Raw genomic sequence first — 21088 nt, 5'->3', positions numbered from 1 at the left:
TGCACCGCCTCCGTCCCGAATCGCCCTCCACCCGTGGGGAGCGCACGCCATGCTGACGTTCGTCCTCGAACTGCTCGGCATGCTGCTGCTGATCCTGATCGCCGCCGAACTCTTCACCAACGCCCTGGAACACCTGGGCGAGCGCCTGGGCATCTCCGAAGGCGTCACCGGCTCGCTGTTCGCCGCCATCGGCACCGCCCTGCCGGAAACCCTGGTGCCGTTGCTGGCGCTGCTGGCCGGCACCAGCAACGTCTCGCTCAACGAAGAAGTGGGCGTGGGCGCCATCCTCGGCGCGCCGCTGATGCTCTCCACCCTGTCCACCTGCCTGATGGCCTGCTTCGTCCTCCGCGGCCGCGGCCTGCGCGGGCGCCTGGTGCCCGAGCGCAGCGGCCTGCTGCGCGACCTCAACTTCTTCCTCCTGGCCTTCTGCCTGGCCACGGTGGCGATGTTCGTGCCCTCGCAACTGCACAGCTACCGCATCGGCCTGAGCGTGCTGCTGGTGCTCACCTACGTCGGCTACATCAGCCTCACCCTGCGCGCATCCCGCGACCTGGTGGAAGACGGCCACGGCACCGCGGCGGAAAACCCCATGTGGCTGTCGCGCCTGGGCCTGCCGACCAACGCCTTCACCGTCCTCGTGCAACTGATGCTGGGCCTGGCCCTGCTGGTGCTCGGCGCCAAGGGCTTCATCCACGGCGTGGAGGGCCTGTCCGACCTGCTCGGCATCTCCGCCCTGCTGCTCTCGCTGCTGATCATCCCCATCGCCACCGAGCTGCCGGAGAAGGTCAACAGCATCCTCTGGGTGCGCCGCGGCAAGGACACCCTGGCCTTCGGCAACATCACCGGCGCCATGGTCTTCCAGGGCACCCTGCTGCCGGCCATCGGCATCCTGCTGACGCCCTGGCAGCCACGCATCGAAGTGCTCACCGGGGTGCTGGTGACCCTCGGCGCGGCGCTCTGGCTGCGCCTCAACGCCCGCCACAACGGCATCGCCGCCTGGGTGCTGCTGGGCAACGGCGCGCTCTACGTCGCCTACCTGGCCATCACCCTCGGCCGCTGAACGCCGGCGCCGCCGTGCAAGCCGCGGCGCAGCGCCTAAACTGACGGTTCCGCCAGGCGCCCGGCCGGCGCCTGCCGTCACACCGCTGCATGCAAGGAGAGGCCATGAAGATCCTGGTAGTGCTCACATCCCACGACCAACTGGGCGACACCGGCAAGAAAACCGGCTTCTGGCTGGAGGAATTCGCCGCGCCCTACTACGTGTTCAAGGACGCCGGCGCCGAGCTGACGCTCGCCTCGCCCAAGGGCGGCCAGCCGCCGCTGGACCCGAAAAGCGACGAGCCCGACGCCCAGACGCCGGCCACCGAGCGCTTCCGCAAGGACCCCGAAGCCCAGGCCGCCCTGGCCAACACGCGCAAGCTGGCCGAGGTGAACGAGGCCGACTACGACGCCGTCTTCTACCCCGGCGGCCACGGCCCCCTGTGGGACCTGGCCGAGGACCAGTACTCCATCGCCCTGATCGAATCCTTCGCCAGCGCCGGCAAGCCGGTCGCCGCCGTCTGCCACGCCCCCGGCGTGCTGCGCCACGTGAAGAACGGCGACGGCAAGCCGCTGGTCGAGGGCCGCCACGTCACCGGCTTCTCCAACAGCGAGGAAGAAGCCGTGGGCCTGACCAACGTGGTGCCCTTCCTGGTGCAGAGCGAACTCAAGGCCAAGGGCGGCCGCTACGCCAAGGCCGACGACTGGCAGAGCCACGTGGAAGTGGACCGACTGCTGATCACCGGGCAGAACCCCGCCTCGAGCGAAGCGGTGGCCGCCGCCGTGCTGAAACTCCTGGGCTGACAGGAGCTTGCAGAGCCCCCTGGTGGACTCGCCGGGGGCTTTACCGTACACTGGCCGGGACCTTCAAAGGTTCTGGGGCCGATTAGGATTCGACGCCGGTAACAAAACTTGAGGGGCATGCCGAGTAGGTGACAGTTCTCGTAAATCCGCTGCCACAATTCATAGTTGCCAACGACGACAACTACGCTCTGGCCGCCTAAGGGCGCCAGCAGACCCTAGGGGATGCCTGTAAACCCGAAGATTAGGTCTGTCAGATAGAACAGGATCGCCGCCAAGTTCGCTGTAGACGTAACGGCTAAAACTCATACAGCTCGCTCCAAGCGCCCTGCCACTCGGGCCGCGCGGAGTTAACTCAGTAGAGATGGCTAAGCATGTAGAACCGATAGCGGAGAGCTGGCGGACGGGGGTTCAAATCCCCCCGGCTCCACCAAACAAACCCCTGAAAAGCTTAGAGTTTTTCAGGGGTTTTTCTTTGGGCATCGAAAAAATGTCGAGTGCCAACCCTTCCGCTAATCAGCAGGGCTACGCTTTCTTCACCGCTTTTAGCAGCACATCACCATCCGGCAGGCCCGTCAGGGTTTGAACGAACTTGATGCTTCTAGAAAGCACGCGATTAATACCTTTTGGAGCAAGAGGCTCATCAAGCCGCTCAAACCGATCAAGCTTCTGATAATAAGTCTTGTCAGGACGCCCCAGGTGTTCCTTCTTCAGCGTTTCACCGGACGCCTCCCCGAAGGCAACGATACCTACACCAGACTCATACAAGAAAATTACGTCGCCCTTCTTGAAGCGCTCGATTTTCTCTTTGTAACCGTCCTCAAAGGCTGCAGCTACGCCCTCCGCCAGCATGAAGTCGTGATCTGCTGCCACGTTCGCCTTATTGGTATTCAAAACGTAGAAAGCCCTCTTACCCTCCTGGATTGAATAGTCCGCTACCGATACAGGATCTCTTTGCAGCGCCTGCCATGCGGGCATCAGATACTCGGTTATTAGCTCATGTATGAGGTCCTGCCTCGTGCACTCGTAGTAATTGGCCAGCTCCTTGATCGCGGCATCTTCTTCCGCACTTACGCGAATGGTCATCGACTCAGTTGTCGAATTCTTTTTGCGTTTCGCTTCCAGCCTACTGAGAAAGTCACTCATACCTTACCTCCCGAGCCCTCGACTCAAATTAGAATCTATTCAGATTCCTATTAGAATCTATCACGTTTCTTTGCTGCGTCAAACGAAAGGTAGTAGATGCTTGGCCCGCTACCGCAGCCATTGACCCAAGGCGCATAGCGGTGATCTAGCGAGAGGTGCGCGTAGCGTATGGTCAGCGTCGAATGTCCCAGGATCTTCTGGAGTGCGGGGATGTTGCCCCCGTTCCTCATGAAATGGCTGGCGAAGGTGTGGCGCAACGCATGACTTGCCTGCCCGTCCGGTAGCTGAATCGTGGTGCGCTCTAAGGTACGGCAGAAAGACGTGATGCACGGACTAAGGGCCCGTTGGCTTTCCAGTGATCTCGGAGCCTATCGGCTAGCTCCGAAAAGGGGACAGATTTTTTTATAGCCCCACCAAACAGACAGATCAGGCACTTGGCGACTCACGCAAGTGCCTTTTTTGTGCCTGCGATTCTTGCTCTGGCTGGTCCGTCGACGACATTTCGTCCAACAAGGCCTTGGCTTTGGCCTCAAGGCGGGCCTGAGCTTGCTGCGACATCTTAGCCTTGAGCTCAGAAAACTTTCTGGCCATCAGAACCTCCTTCCACACCACTTCCTGACAGACGCCAATTAGCGCTGCTTGCTAATCAACACTTTCACTTGGCCGGCAAACCTTGTCGTTGAAGCATTCGGCGTTCAGCCGTCCCAAATCGACCAAGCGAATGCCAGCGATAGTGCGGCTTGGCAACACGCCAGCCTCGATCCACTCGGCTACCACCTCATCAGGCAAAACACACATCCCGCCAAAGGCTTCGATGGTGCACAGGTCGAGATTCAGGTCTGGTTGGCTCATAGCACTCCCCCTTGTGGGCGTTCTTCCATCTCCATGGCTTTTTGCTGCACTATTCGGGCGTGATTCAGCGGCGCCGGGCCCCTCAACCCAGAAGGCTTACCTCACCCGTTTTGTAATATACGAAAAGCATAGAGGTATTTGTATATTACAAATGTAAAATACCATTTCACATGGATTCGATAGACGACCGAGTGAGAGCGCTTGTCGACAGGACAGGCCTGGACGAACTGGTGAAGCGCACCGAGATCAGCGGCACCCGCTGGCGCACGGTCCGCTACGACAAGCGAACCCGGATCAGCACCCAGGAAGTGGAAGCGCTGGTGCGTTTGTATCCGCAGTACGCGCTTTGGCTGGCGAGTGGACAGGTGGCGCCTGAGGTTGGGCAGACGAGGCCGGGGGGCGAGGAGTTTGGGCGAGATGCTTAAGGTATGGGGATGGGTGGGGAATGCAGGGATTAGAGTAGAGTAAATAAATCTATTCCCATTTCTCGAAAAATCGATATTTGGCTACAGGTGTAAAACGCTTAAGGAATCGCCATATTGTGAGACTGATTCCAAGATTGAACCTTGAAAGACTGACAAAGAATTTAAAGGATCTAGTATGCTCACGCCAAACGATGTATTCACACCAGGCTCTCTTCCAATCCGACCTACGAACATTTACGCGGCTCGAGGCGAGTCAGAGGAGATATTTCGTAAGGCACTGAGGAGAAATCTTATTCCCGTTGTCTTCGGCGAGTACGGTGTAGGAAAAACATCAATGGCTCGCCATGTTCTGCGGGAAAAAGATGAGCAAGGACTGCTGATAAACATTGAGAGTGTGGCAGATAAAAGCATAGAAGATGTATTCACCAGGTGCTTAGAGAGGCTTGGATACTCTGTTCAAACAAAGTTCTCCACAACGAATTCGGAGACAAGCTCTTCCGAACGCAGCATGCAGGCCGGTGCTGCCGCAGGGAAGTTCAATGCACTAATCGCCACTAAGAAGACTCAAAGTACTACAGACTCCACTCAGTCCGAACATCAGTTTATAGTCACTTCTCCGACAGACTCTAAGCTCATCGAAATTTGTGAAGAGGTTGGTGCCGCTCTGTTAATTGACGAGTTGCATCGAGCCTCAGACAGTTTTGCTAGCGATCTCTCCAAGTTCATAAAGAGTTTCGGAAACTCTAATTGCAAAAATTTTAAGATTGTATTGCTAGGGACGTCCTCGGATGCTAGCAAATTGGTTTCTTCCGATCCTGGTATCGATAGACTGATTCAGGAGGTCCACCTCAAAGCAATGATGGAGGATGAATGCGCTTATGTTGTGACTAAAGGCATGAGCGACCTCCATATCAATTGCCCGGAAGAGATAACCGCAAGACTTGTAAAGTCCTGCGTTGGATCTCCAAGTATTTTGCAATACTTGTCTCTTGAAGCAGCAGAATTGGCTTTCGAAAGACAGCCAAGAGTTGTAGTTCCAAGTGATATTGAATATGCAATTCAAAGCTTCGTGGAAACGAAAGAAGCTCGCCTTAATAAGTCATACGTGGCTGCGGTAGAAACCACTGGAGACATGCGTTACAGAAAGCAAATCCTACGCGCAATTGCCGAATGCGAAGACGAGTATGTAACAATGGAGACGATTCGCACCAAGGTCAGTGAATACTTAAACAAAGACATTCCAAGCACTGCACTCTCAGGCCCCCTCAGAGATCTAAAAACAGAGCGCTTCGGCATGGTACTAACCGATGTCGAAAGACCGGATGGGAGCGAGCGACTTAACAACTACACGACCTTCAAGGATCCAGCATTGAAAGCGTTTATCCGTCTTCAAGTACTGCGCGAACAAGAGAGCTAAGGATGGCTCTCTTTCGAAAAATGTCGAAAGCTTTGGAACGATAAGATAAAAGCCGAGCGGTCTGATCCACGCCTTGTATGGAAATGGCGCAGATTGGGCCGCTCTGAAACGTCCCAATGAAGAGTACATATTCCCCGGCTCCACCAAACAGACAGATCGGCCACGTGGCGACTCATGCATGCCTTATTTATTCCCGCTCGATCGCTGGCAGCCTCCCTCTCCTTCGCCCAACGCCTATTTTCCACCCGCCGAAACGCACTCCTTGCCGTGAAACTGCGCAGCAAAAAGCTTCCGCAGATCGACCAAGCAGATACCGGCAATGCTCCGGTTCGGCAACACGCCAGCCTCGATCCACTCAGCTACCACCGCGTCAGGCAAAACACACATCCGACCAAAAGCTTCGATGGTGCACAGGTCGAGATTCAGGTCTGGTTGGTTCATAACACCCACTCCTTAATGGCTCTCTTCCACACCCATAGCCTTTGCTGCACTATGGCGGCTTATGGACGACTTACTTGCATGAACTATGTTCATGCACATAGTCAAAATACCTTCCAGACCTATGCTTTGTACATAGTCCAAAACAATCAGTTACCATTTGAATGAGCATCACCGAGAGAGCACTTCGACTGATAAGCCAGAGCAACCTGAGCGAACTGACGCGCGCAGGCGACACGGACTACAACCGCTGGGTCAGCATCAAACGCGGGAGGGCGCGGGTTGGCGCCGATGAGGTGGAAATCCTCGGCAAGGTCTACCCGCACTACCGCTGGTGGCTGAGCACCGGCGAGGTGCTGCCGGAGGTCGGGCAGACAAGCCCTGATCACGACCAGGCCAACCCTGCGGGCTAGGGATATCCACAAGGTTCGATCACAGGAAGTGCGGCAAGGAACGCGGCAGGCATGGCAAAGCGCGAAATCAACGAGCAACTGAAAAGCCTCAGCCTCGACATGGATGAGGAAATAGACGATCGCAACGAACGTCTTGGCCGCAGGCTGGCCCCTGCCCGCCGCGCCCATCAGCCGATGGACCCCAGCCACGCCATCATCCTGGCCGCCTTCATTGTCGTGGGCGGTATCTGGGGCGGAAAGCTGCTTTACGACTACATCCAGGAGCAGCGCATCAAGGCCGCGCTCAATGACGCCGGCCTCTACCTGCAGCAAGCCATGCGCCAGGCCGAACGGGACTCGCAAAAAGCCCAGGCCGAGTTGCGCCGACGAGTAGCGCAGGAAGAAGAAGCTTTGCGACAGCAGAAAGCCGAGCAACTCGCACAAGCTCAGGCGGAACAGGCCAGGGTGGCGCAGGAGAAACGCTTCGCGTCAGCGCAGTGTCAATTCTGGTGGCAGCAGCATGAGCAGCATCCAACCGAGAGAACTGCGCAGAAAAAAGCTGAGGCGTGCGCAGGCGGTAATTGAAAGCGGGCGTACTCCGGCATCGAGTTCGATCCACATGAATCAGCCGCCCTCCTCTTCCGCTTTCTCGCCCTTCTCGAACGAAGTATCCAGATCGATACTAAGCCGCTAACAAACCCCACTAAAGGTTTCCCCGCGAAGGCCGCCATGCCGGGTATCCATCACGATCCGGAGCCTTCCGATGTCCAGCATCTCGTCCGTCAGCAACATGAATCTCCGCTTCACCACATCCTCAAGTTCATCCACCGCTACCTCGTCGACAAGCGACGACGGCAACACCACCTCTAGCGCAACGAGTACCTCCCAAACCAATGCAAACAGTTCGGCGCAGGGTGCTGGCGGAGCCGGTGGCGCCGGGGGAAGTGGCAGCAGTTCCAGCAGCACCTCGGACAGCACACTGGAGAAGCTCAAGGAAGCCGTGGAACAGGCGCAAAAGGAGCTGCAGGAAGCCGAACAGGAACTTGCCAAGGTCAGCCAGAGCGGCGGTAACCAGACCGAGGAGGAGAAGCAAGCCCGCCAGGTCCAGGAGCAAGCTGCCCGGGCACGTGTCGCGACCGCCAGTGCCGCGGTGGCGACCGCCTATGCGGCGTACTCCGAGGCGCTGACGGACTCCGGCAGCAGCACCAGCGGAACCGGGGTGAATACCACGGCTTGAAAACGAAAAAGGAGGGAGTATTCCCTTCTGGCACAGCCTGGAGCAGCGACACCGCCGCCAGCTCTGGCATAATCCCTCCCATTCAGCCGATGGACTCGGCTCTCGCTTTCATCAACGACACGGAGGTCGCCATGCGCGCCATCAAGACCGTTCTGTTCCATCTGCTCTACACCTTCCGCGGCCTGGTACGGCTGGTCTGCAAGCTCCTTTCCGGGCTGTTCCTGTTCGGTTTCATCTTCGGCCTGTTCGCTATCGCCGACCGCGACGGCATGGTTGGCGGTACCTTGAGCATGTTGGTGTTCTGCGTCGGCTTCGGTGCGCTGGCGTTCTACTACGACGTGCTGCTGCTCAAGCTGAAGCCCGAAGGCATCGACCTGGTGCTGCTGCAGTAAGCGCTGCGCCGCTTCCGGAAGCCCTCGCCTCGTCGAGGGCTTTTTGTTGGTATGTGGCTGCAGTTGCTCAATGTCCCGGCCACGCTGTGGCTGGCGCTGATCGGCAGCATGCTGTTCAGCGGGAAATGGCTTTAGGCGTCGCCACTGGCCTCAACGCATCCGCTTCACCACCTCCATCAACTGCCCGCGCAGCCACTGGTTCCCGGCCTCGCCATCGGCGTGGCGTGACCAGTAGAGGTTCAGCGTCACCGGCGGCAGTTCCAGGGGCATTGGCAGCAGGCGGTTGCCCAGGCCGCGGTTGAGCAGTTCGGCGTAGTGCCTGGCCATGGTCAGCAGGCAATCGCTTTGTGACACCAGCAGCGCGGCCGACAGGTAGTGTTGGCAATGCTGGCGCACCTGGCGGGTCAGGCCGAGTTGGCCGAGCGCCAGGTCTTCTATGCAGATGCCGCGGCGTCGCGAGGTGACGGCGACGTGTTCGGCGGCCAGGTAGCGTTCTGCCGTCAGTTCGCCGGCGAAGGCCGGGCCAGCCATCACGCACAGGTCGTCGCGCCAGAGTTGCCGGTGGCGCAGCGTGGCATCGGTGGGGCGGGCGATCTCGATGGCGAAGTCGATGCGGCCGGCGGCCAGTTCCTGTTTCAGTTCCGCCCAGTGCACGCTGCTGCTGCGCACGCCGATCTGCGGGGCGGTGCGCTGCAGGTGGTCGAGGATGCCCGGCAGCACCACCGGCTCCAGCTGTTCGGGCATGTTCAGGTGGAAGGTGCGTTGGTCGCGCTGCGGGTCGAAGTCCTGGCGGCGGATCACGCTGCGGCGCAGGCCGTTCAAGGCGTGCTGGATGTCCGGCGCCAGCTGTTCGGCCAGCGGCGTCGGCGCCACGCCGCGGCCGTGGCGGACGAACAGCGGGTCGCCGATCTGCTCGCGCAGGCGCGCCAGGGCGTGGCTGACCGCCGACTGGCTCAGGTGCAGGACGTCCGCCGCGCGGGTCAGGTTGCGCTCGCGGTAGACCACCTCGAAGACGCGGAACAGGTTCAGGTCCAGACGACCGAGCGTCGACCATTCATGTGCTTGATTCATGCCGATCACCCTCTATCCCCAGCCGCTCCAGCCTAGCAGCGATCCCCACTGGAACAACCATGCATAGCGTTCATGGATATCGATGAATAGGCGTCAGTTCTTTCGCTCTCCCCGGCTTTTTAAGATGCAGCGCAACAAGAACGACAAGAGTGCCCGCCATGAACGAAGCCCGTTACCTCCAGGCGCTGCATCGCCTCCAGGCCGCCGCCTGGCCAGCCGGCACGCCGCGCGAGCCGCACTACCCGCATGGGCAGCAGCCGCTTGGCGAATACCTGCGCACCTGGGCGCGCCTGAAGCCGGAGGCGCCCGCGCTGGACTTCTACGGCCACAGCCTGGCCTGGGCCGAGCTGGACCGCCTGGCCGACCGCTGCGCCGCGTTGCTGGCCGAGCTGGGCGTGCGCCCCGGCGAGCGCGTCGCCGTGTTCCTGCCCAACTGTCCGCAGCTGCACGTCGCCTTCTACGGCATCCTGCGCGCGGGGGCGGTGTATGTGCCGGTCAGCCCCTTGTCGAAGGCGCTGGAGCTGGGCTACCAGCTCAACGACAGCGGCGCCGAAACCCTGCTGTGCTTCGACCAGTTGCTGCCGATCGTGCGCCAGGTGCGCGGTGAAACGCCGTTGCGCCGGCTGCTGGCCACCAGCCTCAGCGAGCTGTGCCCGGCCACGCCGAGCCTGCCGCCGCCCGACATGCTGCTGGCGCCGAAACTGGCCGGGGACGACTTCATCGACTTCCTCCCGGCCCTCGAGGCTTGCCGGGGACCGGTGCCGCAGCACCAGGCGCGGCTCGACGACGTGGCGGCGCTCAACTACACCGGCGGCACCACCGGCCTGCCCAAGGGCTGCGTGCATACCCACGGCGACATGCTCTACACCTGCGCCAGCTACCTGTCGGTGGCGAACCGGCTGGAGCAGGACAGCGTATTGCTGAACTTCCTGCCGGAATTCTGGATCGCCGGGGAGAATGGCGGCCTGCTGTTCCCGGTGTTCGCCGGCTGCCGCCTGGTGCTGCTGGCGCGCTGGGACGCCGAGGCCTTCATGGCCGCCGTGCAACGCTACCGCGTCAGCCACTGCACCCTGCTGGTCGACAGCGCCGCCGAGGTGCTGGAGCACCCGCGGGTCGGCGAATTCGACTTCTCCTCGCTGCGGGTGTCGGGCGCCATTTCCTTCATCAAGAAGCTGACGCCCAGCTACCGCCGGCGCTGGCGCGAGCTGACCGGCACCACGCTGGTGGAGACCAGCTTCGGCATGACCGAGACCCACACCTGCGACACCTTCATCGTCGGCTTCCAGCAGGACGATTTCGACCTCAACAGCGCGCCGACCTTCGTTGGCCTGCCGGTGCCGGGCACCGACTTCAAGGTCTGCGATTTCGAAACCGGGGAGCTGCTGCCCCTGGGCGCGGAAGGCGAGTTGTGCATTCGCAGCCCGTCGCTGCTCAAGGGCTACTGGAACCGCCCCGAGGCCAGCGCCGAGGTACTGCGCGACGGCTGGCTGCACACCGGCGACCTCGGCCAGATCACCGAGCTGGGCTTCATTCGCTACCTGGGCCGGCGCAAGGAGATGATCAAGGTGAACGGCATGAGCGTGTTCCCCAGCGAGCTGGAGGCGCTGCTCGGCCAGCACCCGGCGGTCCTCGCCAGCGCGGTGCTCGCCCGCCCCGACGAGCGCCGCGGCCAGCAGCCGGTGGCCTTCGTGGTGCTCAAGCCGGGCGCCGGCGAAAGCGCAGAGAGCCTGCTCGCCTGGTGCCGCGAGGCCATGGCCGTCTACAAGGTGCCGGAGGTCCGCGTGGTCGCAAGCCTGCCGATGACCGCCACCGGCAAGATCAAGAAGAACGAACTGGAGCCTCTGCTGTGACCCCGCCCTTCGCCAAGCTGCTGATCGCCAACCGCGGCGAAATCGCCATCCGCATCGCCCAGGCCTGCGCCGACCTGGGCATCCGCAGCGTCGCGGTGTTCGCCGAGGACGACGCCGCCAGCCTGCACACGCGCAAGGCCGACCTGGCCGTGCCGCTCAAGGGGCGCGGCGTGCCCGCCTACCTGGACATGGACCAGTTGATCGCCATCGCCCGCGAGCAGGGCTGCGACGCGGTGCACCCGGGCTACGGCTTCCTCGCCGAGAACCCCGGGTTCGCCCGCCGCTGCCAGGCCGCCGGGCTGACCTTCGTCGGGCCGGCGGCCGAGGTGCTGGAGCTGTTCGGCGACAAGGCCGCCGCCCGCGCCCTGGCCGAGCGCTGCGGCGCCCCGCTGGTGGCCGGCCTGAACCACGCCATCGAGCTGGCCGAGGCGCAGGCGTTCGCCGCGCAGCACGGCGCGGTGATGCTCAAGGCCCTGGCCGGCGGTGGCGGCCGGGGGATGCGCGCCGTGCGCGATCCGGCGGAATTGGCCGAGGCCTACGCCCGCTGCCAGTCCGAGGCGCAGGCCGCCTTCGGCAATGGCGCATTGTATGTGGAGCAGTTGCTGGAGCAGGCCCGGCACATCGAGATTCAGGTGCTCGGCGACGGCAGCGGCGCCGTCAGCCACCTGTGGGAACGCGACTGCAGCCTGCAGCGCCGCCACCAGAAGCTGGTGGAAATCGCCCCCAGCCCCGGCCTGGACGCGGGCCTGCGCGAGGCCATCATCGCCTGCGCCCTGCGCCTGGCCGGCGCGGTGAACTACCGCGGCCTGGGCACCTTCGAATTCCTGGTGGCCGACGGGCGCTTCTACTTCATGGAGGCCAACCCGCGGATCCAGGTGGAGCACACGGTCACCGAGCAGGTCACCGGCGTCGACCTGTTGCATGCCCAACTGCGCCTGGCCGCTGGCGCCACGCTCGGCGAACTTCAGCTGGACCAACCGCCCGCCGTGCAGGGTTGCGCCATACAGCTGCGGCTGAACCTGGAAACGCTCCAGGCCGACGGCAGCGCGCGGCCGGCCGCCGGCGTGCTGAGCGCCTACCAGCCGCCGTCCGGCCCCGGCCTGCGGGTGGACGGCTACGGTTACGCCGGCTATGCGGTCAGCCCGGCCTACGACTCGCTGCTGGCCAAGCTGATCGCCAGCGCCGGCGACTATCCCGGTGCCCTGCGCCGCGCCTACCGCGCGCTCTGCGAGTTCCGCCTGGAAGGCGTGGCGAGCAACCTGCACCTGCTGCAAAACCTGCTGCAACGCGAGGAGGTCGCCGCCAACCAGGTCGACACCCGCTTCGTCGAGCGCCACCTGGGCGAACTGCTCAGCGCACGCGGCGAGAGCCACCCGCACCGCTATTTCAGCGGCGCCGGCAGCGTGGCCGAAACCCGGCGCCAGAGCGTCGATGCGCCACCCGGCACCATCGCCCTGAACGCGCCGAGCACCGGGGTGGTGGTGGCCCTGGCGGTCGCGGAGGGCGACAGCGTGGCCGCCAGCCAGCCCGTCGCCGTGCTGGAGGCGATGAAGATGGAGTTCGAGGTCAAGGCCACAAGCGGCGGCATCGTCCGCCTGCTGGCGGCGGCCCCGGGCGACGCGCTGGCCGAGGACCAGCCGCTGCTGTTCCTCGAACCGGCCGAGGTCGAGGGCGGCGCGGCGTTGAGCGAGCAGGCCGTCGACCTCGCCCACATCCGCGCCGACCTGGCCGAGGTCAGGGAACGCCATGAGCGCCTGACCGACGCGCGCCGCCCCGCGGCGGTGGCCAAGCGGCGCAGGACCGGCCAGCGCACCGCCCGGGAGAACCTCGCGGACCTGCTGGACGAAGGCAGCTTCAGCGAATACGGCGCCATGGCCCTGGCCGCGCAGCGCCGGCGCCGCTCCACCGAGGAGTTGCTGGAGCTGAGCCCGGCCGACGGCCTGGTGGCCGGCATCGGCACCGTGGGCGCCGCGCGGTTCGGCGAGCAGGCGGCGCGCTGCATGGCCATCGCCTACGACTACACGGTGTTCGCCGGCACCCAGGGGGTGATGAACCACAAGAAGACCGACCGCCTGCTCGCGTTGGCGGCGCAGTGGCGCCTGCCGGTGGTGCTGTTCGCCGAGGGCGGCGGCGGCCGTCCGGGGGATACCGACTTCGTCGGCGTGGCCGGGCTGGACTGCCACACCTTCGTCAGCTTCGCGAAGCTCTCGGGGCGGGTGCCGACCGTCGGCGTCGTGTCCGGCCGCTGCTTCGCCGGCAACGCCGCCCTGCTCGGCTGCTGCGAGGTGATCATCGCCACCCGCAACGCCAGCATCGGCATGGCCGGCCCGGCGATGATCGAGGGCGGCGGCCTGGGCAGCTACACGCCGGAGGAGGTTGGCCCGACCAGCGTGCAGGGCCCCAACGGGGTGATCGACGTGCTGGTGGAGGACGAAGCCGAGGCGGTGCGGGTGGCCAAGCAGTACCTGGCGTACTTCCAGGGCGAGACGGGCGACTGGCAATGCGCCGACCCGCGCGAGCTGCGCCACGTGATCCCGGAAAACCGCCTGCGCGTCTACGACATCCGCCGGGTGATCGAGCTGCTCGCCGACCAGGGCAGCGTGCTGGAGCTGCGCCGCCAGTTCGCCCTCGGGCTGGTCACCGCGCTGGTGCGCATCGAGGGCAAGCCGTTCGGCCTGCTCGCCAACAACCCCGCGCATCTGGGCGGCGCCATCGACGCGGTGGCCGGCGACAAGGCCGCGCGCTTCATGCAACTGTGCCAGGCGCGCGGCCTGCCGATCGTCTCGCTGTGCGACACCCCCGGCTTCATGGTCGGCCCCGAGGCGGAAAAGCAAGGCACGGTGCGCCACGTCTCGCGCATGTTCGTCACCGCCGCCAGCCTCAGCGTGCCCTTCTTCACGGTGGTGCTGCGCAAGGGCTACGGCCTGGGCGCCCAGGCGATGGCCGCCGGCAGCTTCCACGCGCCGCTGTTCACTGCAGCCTGGCCCAGTGGCGAGTTCGGCGCCATGGGCCTGGAGGGCGCAGTGCGGCTGGGCTTCGCCAAGGAGCTAAGCGCGCAGCCGGACGAAGCCGCGCGCCAGGCACTGTTCGACAAGCTGGTGGCCAAGGCCTACGAGAGCGGCAAGGCGCTGAACATGGCGAGCTACCTGGAGATCGACGCGGTGATCGACCCGGCGGATACCCGCGCCTGGCTGCTGCGCGGCCTCAACGCCGCTTCCGGTGCCACGCCCGCGGACGCCGGCGGGCGGTCGTTCATCGATACCTGGTAACGACGGCACAGGCACCGGGCGACGCCGCCGGTGCCTTTTCCGTGCCGGCGATGCAAGCCGCCCCGCGCCTGCCACTTCGAGCCGACCGCCGGCAACTCTGCGGCGGAATACAAATCGCTATGATGCGGACTCCTATCAGCCGCTCGCCGCCCCCATGACCAACATCGTTTCCTCCCTGCCCGGCCGCATCCGTGTCCGGGACGCCCGGCTGCGCAATGCCGAACGCCTGCACAGGCTGCACGACAAGCTGGCCGCCCTGGATGGCGTGCTTTCCTGCGAGGCCAACGCCAAGTCGGGTTCGCTGCTGGTGCATTTCGCTGCGGAGCAGGCCAGCCTTGTGGACTTCGAGGGCCGCATCGACGCGCTGGTCGACGCCGAACTGGCCGCCCCGCTGCAGGCCGCCGGCCGGCGCCCGCTGAAGATGCGTGTCAACCGCTACGCCAAGCTGGGGATGATCGCCGGGCTGGGCAGTTCGCTGGCCCTGGTGGGCATGGGCTCCAAGCGCGGCCATGCGGCCTGCGGCGCGGTGTTCGTCGCCTGCCTCGGGGTGCACCTGAGCACGCACCGCCGGCACATCCTGCGCTAAGCCTTCAGCCGCCCTCGAACGCCTGCGCCTCCTGGCTGACCAGGCCCACCAGCCGCCTGGCCAGTTCCACGGCTTCGCCCTGCTCGCCGTCGGGCAGGTAGACCTCCATGCCGACGTAGAGGAAGCGCGGGTTGTCCCAGATGCGCCGGGGGATCACCGTGGCGACCGAGTCGCCCAGCGGCACCACTTCGATGCCGCGGCCGGCCAGGCCTTCCCGGGCCAGGGCTGCCGCCAGCGCCTGGCAGAAGCGCGGGTGGCCGCAGTAGAGGTCCACGCTCGGGCCGTCGCGGTCGCGGCCGCTGTGCAGGTCGATCAGCACCCGGTAGCGGCCGCTCGCCAGCGGCAGCAGCTGCTCGTACAGGGCGGCATGCAGGAGTTCGTGGTGGAAGCGCTGGTCCGCCCGCGGGTGGCGCCCGGACAGGCCGTCGGGGATGCGCTGCACATCCGCCCGCGCGGGGTCCACGCCTTCGGCGACGCGTTCGCCGAAGGCCAGTTCCTCGCGGTGGATGCCGATGACCAGCAGCGCCGGCGGCCGCCTCATGGCCCCGCGCCCGGCCTCGCTAGCCATTGCCGGGCGAGGCCGCGGCGACCCATTCGTAGACGACTATGCTAGCCGGGTCGCACTTGCAGCAGGTCCCCCCGCCGCAGGACGTGCCGCTCGGCAGGCGCCGTATCCGGCCCTTGCGTTCGAGCACGGCGAGCATGCCTTCCAGGGCCTCGGGCGTGGTGTCCAGGTAGTGCTGCATGTCGTGCAGGCTGACGCGCCCGTGCAGCTTCAGGTAGTCGCTCAGTTGCGACAGGATCATGGCGAGCCTCCTGCGGATGGCGAGAGCGGCACGCCGACCGGCGCCCGTGGCGCGCGCTGGCCGGCGATGCGCAGGGAAACGAAGGCGGCGGCGAAGGCGAGCAGCACACCGCTGCACCAGGCCAGCGAACTCAGCGGGTGCTCCGCCCAGTTCACCAACTGGTAGAACAGCACCGCCACGCCGTAGGCCAGGCCGGTGGTCCAGCCCACCACGAAGAGCATCCAGCGAGTGCCTGCCTCCTGGTACACGGCGGCCATGGCAGCCGTGCAAGGCGAATAGAGCAACACGAACAGCAGGTAGGCGAAGGCCGCCGAGGCGCTGACGAAACGGGTGACCATGGCGCCGAAGATGCTGCTCGACACCTCGTTGGCGGCGGCGACCGCGTCCTGGTCCCCCAGGTCGGCCTCCAGGCCGAGCGGGTCGGTCCAGCGGCCGAAGGCCTCGGCCAGGTTGGCCGGCACGGTGGCGAAGGCGTCGACGATGCCGCCGGCCAGGTCGAAGGGCTTGTCGTCCTCCGCTTCCCCCTGCCCGGCCAGCGCGCCGTAAGTGGCGTTGAGCGTACCGACCACCGCCTCCTTGGCCAGGATGCCGGTGATGATGCCCACCGCCGCCGGCCAGTTCTCCTCGGTCACGCCCATGGGGCTGAAGGCCGGCGCTATGCCCCGGCCCACCTCGGCCAGCACCGAGTGGTCGGGCGCCACGCTGGCGAAGCTGCCGTCGGTGCCGGTGGAGTTCAGCATGTTCAGCACCAGCACCGTGGGCACGATGATGCGCCCGGCCTTGATCACGAAGCCCTTGAGCCGCGCCCAGGTGTGCAGCAGCACGCCCTTGACGGTGGGGATGTGGTACGGCGGCAGCTCCATGATGAAGGGCGTGGCCTCGCCCTCCAGCAGGCTGTGCTTGAGCAGCAGGCCGGTCAGCACGGCGGCGCCGATGCCGATCAGGTAGAGGCCGAACACCACGTTCTGCCCGTGCTCGGGGAAGAACGCCGCGGCGAACAGCACGTACACCGGCAACCGCGCCCCGCAGGACATGAACGGCGCCATGGCGATGGTCAGCAGGCGGTCGCGGCGGTGTTCCAGGGTGCGCGTGGCCATCACCGCCGGGACGGTGCAGCCGAAGCCGACGATCATCGGCACGAAGGACTTGCCGGGCAGCCCCACCCAGCGCATGAAGCGGTCCATGACGAAGGCCGCGCGGGCCATGTAGCCCGAGTCTTCGAGCACCGAGAGGAACAGGAAGAGGAAGCCGATCACCGGGACGAAGGTGGCCACCGTCTGCACGCCGGCGCCGATGCCCTGGGTCAGCAGCGCCACCAGCCAGTCGGGGGTGCCGAACGCGCCGAGCAGGCGGCCCAGGCCGTCGACGAAGAACAGCGCGCCGAGCTGGTCGAAGAGGTCGATGAAGGAGCTGCCGATGTTGATGGTGAACATGAACATCAGGTACATCATCGCGAAGAAGATCGGGATGCCCAGCATGCGGTTGAGCACCACGCGGTCGATGCGGTCGGTCAGGTCGCGGCTGGTGCGGCCGAGGCGCGTCAGGGCCTCGCGGGTGATGTCGTTGGCCAGCCCGTAGCGGGCGTCCGCCACCATCACGTCGATGTCGTCGCCCAGTTCCTCGGCCAGCCGGTTCGCCGCCTCGGTCACCTGCGGCCCGGCGATGGCGCGGGCCAGGTCGTCGCCCTCCAGCAGGCGCACTGCCAGCCAGCGCGGCGCCATGCCGCTGCCCGCCGCGGCCAGTTGCGGCAGCAGCTGGCCGATGGCCTGTTCCAGGGCGGCGTCGTAGGTCACCTTCACGCCCGGCCGGCGGGCCTGGCGCAGGGCTTCGCGCAGCGCCAGCTTGAGTTCGTCGATGCCGGTGCCTTCCGAGGCCACCACGGGCACCACCGGGCAGCCCAGGCGCTCGGCGAGCTTGCCGGCGTCCACCCGCATGGCCTTTTCCTCGGCCACGTCGACCATGTTCAGCACCACCACCAGCGGCACCTGCATCTCGGCCAGTTGCAGCGTCAGATAGAGGTTGCGCTCCAGGTTGGAGGCATCGACGATGTTGACCACCAGGCTCGCCTCGTTGGCGTGCACGTAGTCGCGGGCGATCTTTTCATCCAGCGAGACTTCCTGGTCGACCACGTCCAGGGAATAGGTGCCGGGCAGGTCGACCACTTCGTAGCGCTCGCCTTCGAAGCGGTATTCGCCGACCTTGCGTTCCACCGTCACCCCCGGCCAGTTGCCGACGCGCTGGCGCGAACCGGTGAGGGCGTTGAACGCCGTGGTCTTGCCGCAATTGGGGTTGCCCACCAGGGCGACGACGCGATGCTCTGTCATGGCAGCCGCTCCACCATCAGCGCGTCAGCCTCGGCCTTGCGCAGCGACAGGGAGAAGCCGCGCACGCGGATCTCCACCGGGTCGCCCATCGGCGCCACCCGCGTCACCGAGAGTTCGGCGCCGGGGGTCAGGCCCATGGACAGCAGCTTGCGCCGGTAGGCGCTGCCGCCCTGGTTGAAACCGGTCACCCTGGCCCGCTCACCCACCGCCAGTTCTTTCAGCATTGCCATGGTCTGCCTCCCGGTGCGCCGTCAGACGGGGCACACCATGATTCTGTGAGCCACTCCGGCACCCAGGGCGAAACGCGTCTCGCCCCTGGATACCACCAGACCGCCGCCCTGGCTTTGCCGCACGGTGATCTCGCTGCCGACGTTCAGCCCCATCTCGGTCAACCGCCTGGCCAGGCCCGGCCCGCCGAGCAGCGCGACGATGCGCACCTTGACGTTCTCCCCGGCCATGCTCAGCGGCAGTGCATCGCTGCTCATGGGGCCTCCTGCGGGCGCGGCGGGCGCGGCAGCCCGGCGCCGGCCAGGGCGCGCAGGAGAATGCCGATGGTGCAGCCGTTGTGCAGCATCGAGGCCGAGACCGGGCTCAGCAGGCCCAGCGCGGCGGCGCCGAGGATGCTGCTGTTGAGGCCGGCGATGAGCTTGAAGTTGCTGTTGATCAGGTCGCGCGCGGCCATGGCGATGGCCCGCACGTCGGCCACCCCGGCGATGCCGTCTTCCAGCAGGGCGATGTCCGAGGCCAGGCGGGCGATGTCCGAGCCCTGGCGCATGGAGATGCCGACGTGGGCGCCGCTGAGCGCCGGCGCGTCGTTGATGCCGTCGCCGACGAAGGCGATGCGCGCGCCCTCCTCGGCCAGCGCCTTGATCGCCTCGGCCTTCTCGTCCGGCAGCAGCCCGGCGCGGAAGCCGTCCAGGCCCAGTTCCTCGGCCAGCGCCTGGGCGCGTTCGGGGTGGTCGCCGGTGAGCATGACGATGCGCCGGGCGCCCAGCTCGCGCAGGCGGGCGATGGTCGCGGCGCTGTCCGGGTGCACGCTGTCGAGCATGCCCAGCACGCCGAGCAGCTCGCCGCCGTAGCCGATGTACAGCAGCGTCTTGCCTGCCCGGCGCAGGCGCTCGATGTCCTGCGCGTAAGCGGCGGTGGAGATGCCCTCGTCCTCCTCGACGAAGTGCCGCGAGCCGACCACGATGCGCTTGCCGTCGATGACGCTGGCCACGCCGTGGGCGACGATGAACTCCACCTCGCCGTGGTTGAAGTGCTGCCGGTGCGGCAGGTGGCTGGCCGCCTCGACCACCGCCATGGCCATGGGGTGGTAGTAGTGTTCTTCCACCGAGGCGGCGATGTTGATCACGTCCTCGGCGCTGTAGCCGGCGCTGCACACCAGCGAGTCGGTGACGCGCAGGGCGCCGGTGGTCAGGGTGCCGGTCTTGTCGAAGACGAAGGTGTCCGCCTCGGCCAGGCGCTCCAGGGCATTGGCGCCCTTGACCAGCACGCCGTGGCGGCCGGCCTGGTACATGGAGGCCTTGAACGCCACCGGCGTGGCCAGCTTGAGGGCGCAGGAATAGTCGGCCTGGAGCACCGCCGAGGCGCGCTGCAGGCTGCCCGACAGCAGCCAGGTGCCACCGGCCAGGCCGAGCACCATGGGCACCAGGCGGTCGGCCAGGCGCGAGGCTTCCAGCTGGGTGGCGCTCTTCACCGCCAGGGATTGCTCGACGAAGCTGGCAATGCGCGCCGCGGCGGCGTGGCGGCCGACCTTTTCCGCGTAGATGCGCAGGCGCCCCTCCTCCACCAGCGTGCCCGAGAGCACGATGTCGCCGCGGTGGCGCACCACCGGCACGCTCTCGCCGGTCATGGTCGCCTGGTTGACCAGCGCCTCGCCGCCCAGCACCGTGCCGTCGACCGGGATCACCGTGCCGGTGGCGGCGATCACCGTGTCGCCGAAAGCCACTTCGCGGGCGTCGATCAGTTGCTCGACGCCGTCACGCTCCACCCAGACTTCATTGCTGGCCGGGCGCAGCAGGCTCTTGAGCAGGTTGTCCGAATGGCGCTCGATGGAGCGCTCCAGGTAGTCGCCCAGCGCCAGCAGGAAGGTGGTGATGTTGGCGGTGAGGAAGTCCTGGCGGCCGATGGAGATGGCCACCGCCAGCGCCTCCAGCACGTGGGAGGTGATGCCCCGCTGCACCAGCTCCGCCAGGGCCTTGCCGAACAGCGGCAGCGACACCGCCATGGACAGCGGGCCCTGCAGTTCCGGTTGCAAACGGCGGTCGGCCAGCAACGCCGCGCCGGTGGTCAGCACCCCGGCCGGCGATTCGTCACCGTGGCCGCCGGAGCGCCCCGCGGCCAGCGGCAGGTCCGGGTACTCCAGGGCGAGGATGTCCTGGCGCAGGCGCTCGGCGTCGGTCAGCGCGCGTTCGTACTCGACCACCAGGGCCTGGATCGCCGGGTTGACGCGCACCTTGCGCACCCCGCGCAGGGACTCGACGGCCCACTCGATGCGGTGCAGTTCGCCGCGCCTGCCCGCCTGGCAGCGGTAGCGATAACGCGCCCGCCCGGCGCTGCCGTGCACCAGGTCGAGGCTGGCGAACCAGGGCCCCGGCATTACTTGTCACCGCTTTGCTGCGCGCCCATCTCGGCCTTGAGGTCGGCCATCTGCTCCTTGAACTCTTCCAGGCCGCCGGCCAGGTTGGCGTAGAGCTTCACCACGGACTTCATCAGCTTGCCGCGCAGCTCCTCGTCGCTCATCACCCAGGCCGCCGCGCCGCCGACCAGCAGGCCGAGGAGGAACTGCTCGGTGTGCCGCGAACGCAGGAAGGTCGGCAGCCCCTGGAGGATGCCGGCGTCCATCCCGCCGGCCAGGCCGAACAGCCCCGCCGCCTCCTGCATGCCCGGCGCGCCGCCCATCATCTGCGGCGGCGGCATCTGCCAGCCGGGCGGGTTCTGCGGCGCATAGCCGTAGCCGCCGTATGCGTTGCCGGCGTAAGCCTCTTCCCCGTAGCCATATCCGGCGGCGTGGTGCCGCCGCTTGCCCTTCTTAGCCATGC

At 65.7% G+C, this 21088-nt stretch carries 23 protein-coding genes, 1 other RNA gene and 1 pseudogene; 12 read left to right on the top strand and 13 right to left on the bottom strand.

The window, feature by feature from the left end; genetic code table 11:
* Positions 1-49 precede the first annotated feature (49 nt).
* The 3 genes from BM060_RS17055 to ssrA all read left to right on the top strand — a co-directional run bounded on the left by BM060_RS17055 (position 50) and on the right by ssrA (position 2272).
* Positions 50-1060 carry a sodium:calcium antiporter gene (locus tag BM060_RS17055; RefSeq protein WP_074981291.1) on the top strand — a complete coding sequence of 337 codons (1011 nt, stop codon included), beginning with the start codon at positions 50-52 and terminating at the stop codon, positions 1058-1060.
* 104 nt (positions 1061-1164) lie between these two features.
* Complete coding sequence (locus BM060_RS17050; protein ID WP_074981289.1) at positions 1165-1842, top strand: type 1 glutamine amidotransferase domain-containing protein; 678 nt, start codon at positions 1165-1167, stop codon at positions 1840-1842.
* Positions 1843-1916: 74 nt separating this feature from the next.
* Positions 1917-2272, top strand: a transfer-messenger RNA (tmRNA) gene (ssrA, locus tag BM060_RS17045).
* 92 nt (positions 2273-2364) lie between these two features.
* Here ssrA and BM060_RS17040 read toward each other — a convergent pair.
* From BM060_RS17040 to BM060_RS17030, 4 genes and pseudogenes are all read right to left on the bottom strand, one after another.
* The gene (locus tag BM060_RS17040; RefSeq protein ID WP_074981286.1) at positions 2365-2985 is read right to left on the bottom strand and encodes a hypothetical protein; all 621 of its coding nucleotides are present in this window, start codon (positions 2983-2985) and stop codon (positions 2365-2367) included.
* A 50-nt stretch (positions 2986-3035) separates the two neighbouring features.
* Positions 3036-3314, bottom strand: a pseudogene (locus tag BM060_RS33355) (tyrosine-type recombinase/integrase); the annotation flags it as partial.
* A gap of 97 nt (positions 3315-3411) precedes the next feature.
* Positions 3412-3576 carry a hypothetical protein gene (locus BM060_RS32995; protein WP_159458823.1) on the bottom strand — a complete coding sequence of 55 codons (165 nt, stop codon included), beginning with the start codon at positions 3574-3576 and terminating at the stop codon, positions 3412-3414.
* 51 nt (positions 3577-3627) lie between these two features.
* Positions 3628-3837 carry a hypothetical protein gene (locus BM060_RS17030; protein WP_074981283.1) on the bottom strand — a complete coding sequence of 70 codons (210 nt, stop codon included), beginning with the start codon at positions 3835-3837 and terminating at the stop codon, positions 3628-3630.
* A gap of 170 nt (positions 3838-4007) precedes the next feature.
* Here BM060_RS17030 and BM060_RS17025 point away from each other — a divergent pair, with 170 nt between their 5' ends.
* Positions 4008-4262: a hypothetical protein gene (locus BM060_RS17025; RefSeq protein WP_074981281.1), complete on the top strand. Its 255-nt coding sequence runs from the start codon at positions 4008-4010 to the stop codon at positions 4260-4262.
* A 175-nt stretch (positions 4263-4437) separates the two neighbouring features.
* Positions 4438-5679 carry an AAA family ATPase gene (locus BM060_RS17020; protein WP_074981279.1) on the top strand — a complete coding sequence of 414 codons (1242 nt, stop codon included), beginning with the start codon at positions 4438-4440 and terminating at the stop codon, positions 5677-5679.
* Between the two features lie 234 nt (positions 5680-5913).
* Here the strand turns inward: BM060_RS17020 and BM060_RS17015 are convergent, their stop codons facing one another.
* Positions 5914-6120: a hypothetical protein gene (locus tag BM060_RS17015; RefSeq protein WP_074981277.1), complete on the bottom strand. Its 207-nt coding sequence runs from the start codon at positions 6118-6120 to the stop codon at positions 5914-5916.
* Between the two features lie 161 nt (positions 6121-6281).
* Here BM060_RS17015 and BM060_RS17010 point away from each other — a divergent pair, with 161 nt between their 5' ends.
* From BM060_RS17010 to BM060_RS16995, 4 genes are all read left to right on the top strand, one after another.
* Positions 6282-6530 carry a DNA-binding protein gene (locus BM060_RS17010; RefSeq protein ID WP_074981274.1) on the top strand — a complete coding sequence of 83 codons (249 nt, stop codon included), beginning with the start codon at positions 6282-6284 and terminating at the stop codon, positions 6528-6530.
* A gap of 51 nt (positions 6531-6581) precedes the next feature.
* The gene (locus BM060_RS17005) at positions 6582-7094 is read left to right on the top strand and encodes a hypothetical protein (protein ID WP_074981271.1); all 513 of its coding nucleotides are present in this window, start codon (positions 6582-6584) and stop codon (positions 7092-7094) included.
* 178 nt (positions 7095-7272) lie between these two features.
* On the top strand, positions 7273-7746 hold the full coding sequence (locus BM060_RS17000; protein WP_074981268.1) for a hypothetical protein: 474 nt from the start codon (positions 7273-7275) through the stop codon (positions 7744-7746).
* 131 nt (positions 7747-7877) lie between these two features.
* The gene (locus tag BM060_RS16995) at positions 7878-8138 is read left to right on the top strand and encodes a hypothetical protein (RefSeq protein WP_009613102.1); all 261 of its coding nucleotides are present in this window, start codon (positions 7878-7880) and stop codon (positions 8136-8138) included.
* Positions 8139-8288: 150 nt separating this feature from the next.
* Here BM060_RS16995 and BM060_RS16990 read toward each other — a convergent pair whose 3' ends face one another.
* Positions 8289-9209, bottom strand: a complete 921-nt coding sequence (locus BM060_RS16990; RefSeq protein WP_074981266.1) for a LysR family transcriptional regulator — start codon at positions 9207-9209, stop codon at positions 8289-8291.
* Between the two features lie 158 nt (positions 9210-9367).
* On the opposite strand from BM060_RS16990, the gene BM060_RS16985 reads away from it, so the two are divergent.
* From BM060_RS16985 to BM060_RS16975, 3 genes are all read left to right on the top strand, one after another.
* Positions 9368-11059, top strand: coding sequence for an AMP-binding protein (locus BM060_RS16985; protein WP_074981264.1), 1692 nt, complete (start codon positions 9368-9370; stop codon positions 11057-11059).
* Positions 11056-14328 carry a carboxyl transferase domain-containing protein gene (locus tag BM060_RS16980; protein WP_074981261.1) on the top strand — a complete coding sequence of 1091 codons (3273 nt, stop codon included), beginning with the start codon at positions 11056-11058 and terminating at the stop codon, positions 14326-14328. Before BM060_RS16985 ends, BM060_RS16980 begins: the two co-directional genes overlap by 4 nt.
* 154 nt (positions 14329-14482) lie before the next feature.
* A complete protein-coding gene (locus BM060_RS16975; RefSeq protein ID WP_074981259.1) occupies positions 14483-14914 on the top strand; it encodes an HMA2 domain-containing protein in 432 nt (143 codons plus the stop codon).
* A gap of 4 nt (positions 14915-14918) precedes the next feature.
* Here BM060_RS16975 and BM060_RS16970 read toward each other — a convergent pair whose 3' ends face one another.
* From BM060_RS16970 to BM060_RS16940, 7 genes are read right to left on the bottom strand one after another with little or no spacing between them, the layout of a single operon-like run.
* Positions 14919-15455, bottom strand: coding sequence for a hypothetical protein (locus tag BM060_RS16970; RefSeq protein WP_074981257.1), 537 nt, complete (start codon positions 15453-15455; stop codon positions 14919-14921).
* A 19-nt stretch (positions 15456-15474) separates the two neighbouring features.
* Positions 15475-15720 carry a FeoC-like transcriptional regulator gene (locus BM060_RS16965; RefSeq protein ID WP_074981255.1) on the bottom strand — a complete coding sequence of 82 codons (246 nt, stop codon included), beginning with the start codon at positions 15718-15720 and terminating at the stop codon, positions 15475-15477.
* Complete coding sequence (gene feoB, locus BM060_RS16960; protein WP_074981253.1) at positions 15717-18044, bottom strand: Fe(2+) transporter permease subunit FeoB; 2328 nt, start codon at positions 18042-18044, stop codon at positions 15717-15719. Before feoB ends, BM060_RS16965 begins: the two co-directional genes overlap by 4 nt.
* On the bottom strand, positions 18041-18274 hold the full coding sequence (locus BM060_RS16955) for a FeoA family protein (RefSeq protein ID WP_249918724.1): 234 nt from the start codon (positions 18272-18274) through the stop codon (positions 18041-18043). The genes feoB and BM060_RS16955 overlap by 4 nt, the downstream gene beginning before the upstream one ends.
* A gap of 21 nt (positions 18275-18295) precedes the next feature.
* A complete protein-coding gene (locus tag BM060_RS16950; RefSeq protein ID WP_074981249.1) occupies positions 18296-18529 on the bottom strand; it encodes a FeoA family protein in 234 nt (77 codons plus the stop codon).
* Positions 18526-20646 (bottom strand): heavy metal translocating P-type ATPase, encoded by a 2121-nt coding sequence (locus tag BM060_RS16945; protein ID WP_074981246.1) that lies wholly within the window; start codon positions 20644-20646, stop codon positions 18526-18528. The genes BM060_RS16950 and BM060_RS16945 overlap by 4 nt, the downstream gene beginning before the upstream one ends.
* Positions 20646-21086, bottom strand: coding sequence for a YtxH domain-containing protein (locus tag BM060_RS16940; RefSeq protein WP_074981244.1), 441 nt, complete (start codon positions 21084-21086; stop codon positions 20646-20648). Before BM060_RS16940 ends, BM060_RS16945 begins: the two co-directional genes overlap by 1 nt.
* Positions 21087-21088: the final 2 nt, after the last annotated feature.

This window comes from Pseudomonas citronellolis (assembly GCF_900112375.1).
In the GTDB taxonomy this organism is placed as follows: Bacteria; Pseudomonadota; Gammaproteobacteria; order Pseudomonadales; family Pseudomonadaceae; genus Pseudomonas; species Pseudomonas citronellolis.
This window is presented reverse-complemented; position numbering and strand designations above follow the sequence as displayed.

Coding starts and splice junctions, on each gene's coding strand:
- BM060_RS17005 (WP_074981271.1), top strand. CDS start 6,582: ATGGCAAAGCGCGAAATCAACGAGCAACTGAAAAGCCTCAGCCTCGAC.
- BM060_RS17050 (WP_074981289.1), top strand. CDS start 1,165: ATGAAGATCCTGGTAGTGCTCACATCCCACGACCAACTGGGCGACACC.
- BM060_RS16945 (WP_074981246.1), bottom strand. CDS start 20,646: ATGCCGGGGCCCTGGTTCGCCAGCCTCGACCTGGTGCACGGCAGCGCC.
- BM060_RS17010 (WP_074981274.1), top strand. CDS start 6,282: ATGAGCATCACCGAGAGAGCACTTCGACTGATAAGCCAGAGCAACCTG.
- BM060_RS17025 (WP_074981281.1), top strand. CDS start 4,008: ATGGATTCGATAGACGACCGAGTGAGAGCGCTTGTCGACAGGACAGGC.
- BM060_RS16995 (WP_009613102.1), top strand. CDS start 7,878: ATGCGCGCCATCAAGACCGTTCTGTTCCATCTGCTCTACACCTTCCGC.
- BM060_RS16950 (WP_074981249.1), bottom strand. CDS start 18,529: ATGAGCAGCGATGCACTGCCGCTGAGCATGGCCGGGGAGAACGTCAAG.
- BM060_RS17000 (WP_074981268.1), top strand. CDS start 7,273: ATGTCCAGCATCTCGTCCGTCAGCAACATGAATCTCCGCTTCACCACA.
- BM060_RS16965 (WP_074981255.1), bottom strand. CDS start 15,720: ATGATCCTGTCGCAACTGAGCGACTACCTGAAGCTGCACGGGCGCGTC.
- BM060_RS16940 (WP_074981244.1), bottom strand. CDS start 21,086: ATGGCTAAGAAGGGCAAGCGGCGGCACCACGCCGCCGGATATGGCTAC.
- BM060_RS16990 (WP_074981266.1), bottom strand. CDS start 9,209: ATGAATCAAGCACATGAATGGTCGACGCTCGGTCGTCTGGACCTGAAC.
- BM060_RS17030 (WP_074981283.1), bottom strand. CDS start 3,837: ATGAGCCAACCAGACCTGAATCTCGACCTGTGCACCATCGAAGCCTTT.
- BM060_RS17020 (WP_074981279.1), top strand. CDS start 4,438: ATGCTCACGCCAAACGATGTATTCACACCAGGCTCTCTTCCAATCCGA.
- BM060_RS32995 (WP_159458823.1), bottom strand. CDS start 3,576: ATGGCCAGAAAGTTTTCTGAGCTCAAGGCTAAGATGTCGCAGCAAGCT.
- BM060_RS16975 (WP_074981259.1), top strand. CDS start 14,483: ATGACCAACATCGTTTCCTCCCTGCCCGGCCGCATCCGTGTCCGGGAC.
- BM060_RS16955 (WP_249918724.1), bottom strand. CDS start 18,274: ATGGCAATGCTGAAAGAACTGGCGGTGGGTGAGCGGGCCAGGGTGACC.
- BM060_RS16985 (WP_074981264.1), top strand. CDS start 9,368: ATGAACGAAGCCCGTTACCTCCAGGCGCTGCATCGCCTCCAGGCCGCC.
- BM060_RS17040 (WP_074981286.1), bottom strand. CDS start 2,985: ATGAGTGACTTTCTCAGTAGGCTGGAAGCGAAACGCAAAAAGAATTCG.
- BM060_RS17055 (WP_074981291.1), top strand. CDS start 50: ATGCTGACGTTCGTCCTCGAACTGCTCGGCATGCTGCTGCTGATCCTG.
- BM060_RS16970 (WP_074981257.1), bottom strand. CDS start 15,455: ATGAGGCGGCCGCCGGCGCTGCTGGTCATCGGCATCCACCGCGAGGAA.
- feoB (WP_074981253.1), bottom strand. CDS start 18,044: ATGACAGAGCATCGCGTCGTCGCCCTGGTGGGCAACCCCAATTGCGGC.
- BM060_RS17015 (WP_074981277.1), bottom strand. CDS start 6,120: ATGAACCAACCAGACCTGAATCTCGACCTGTGCACCATCGAAGCTTTT.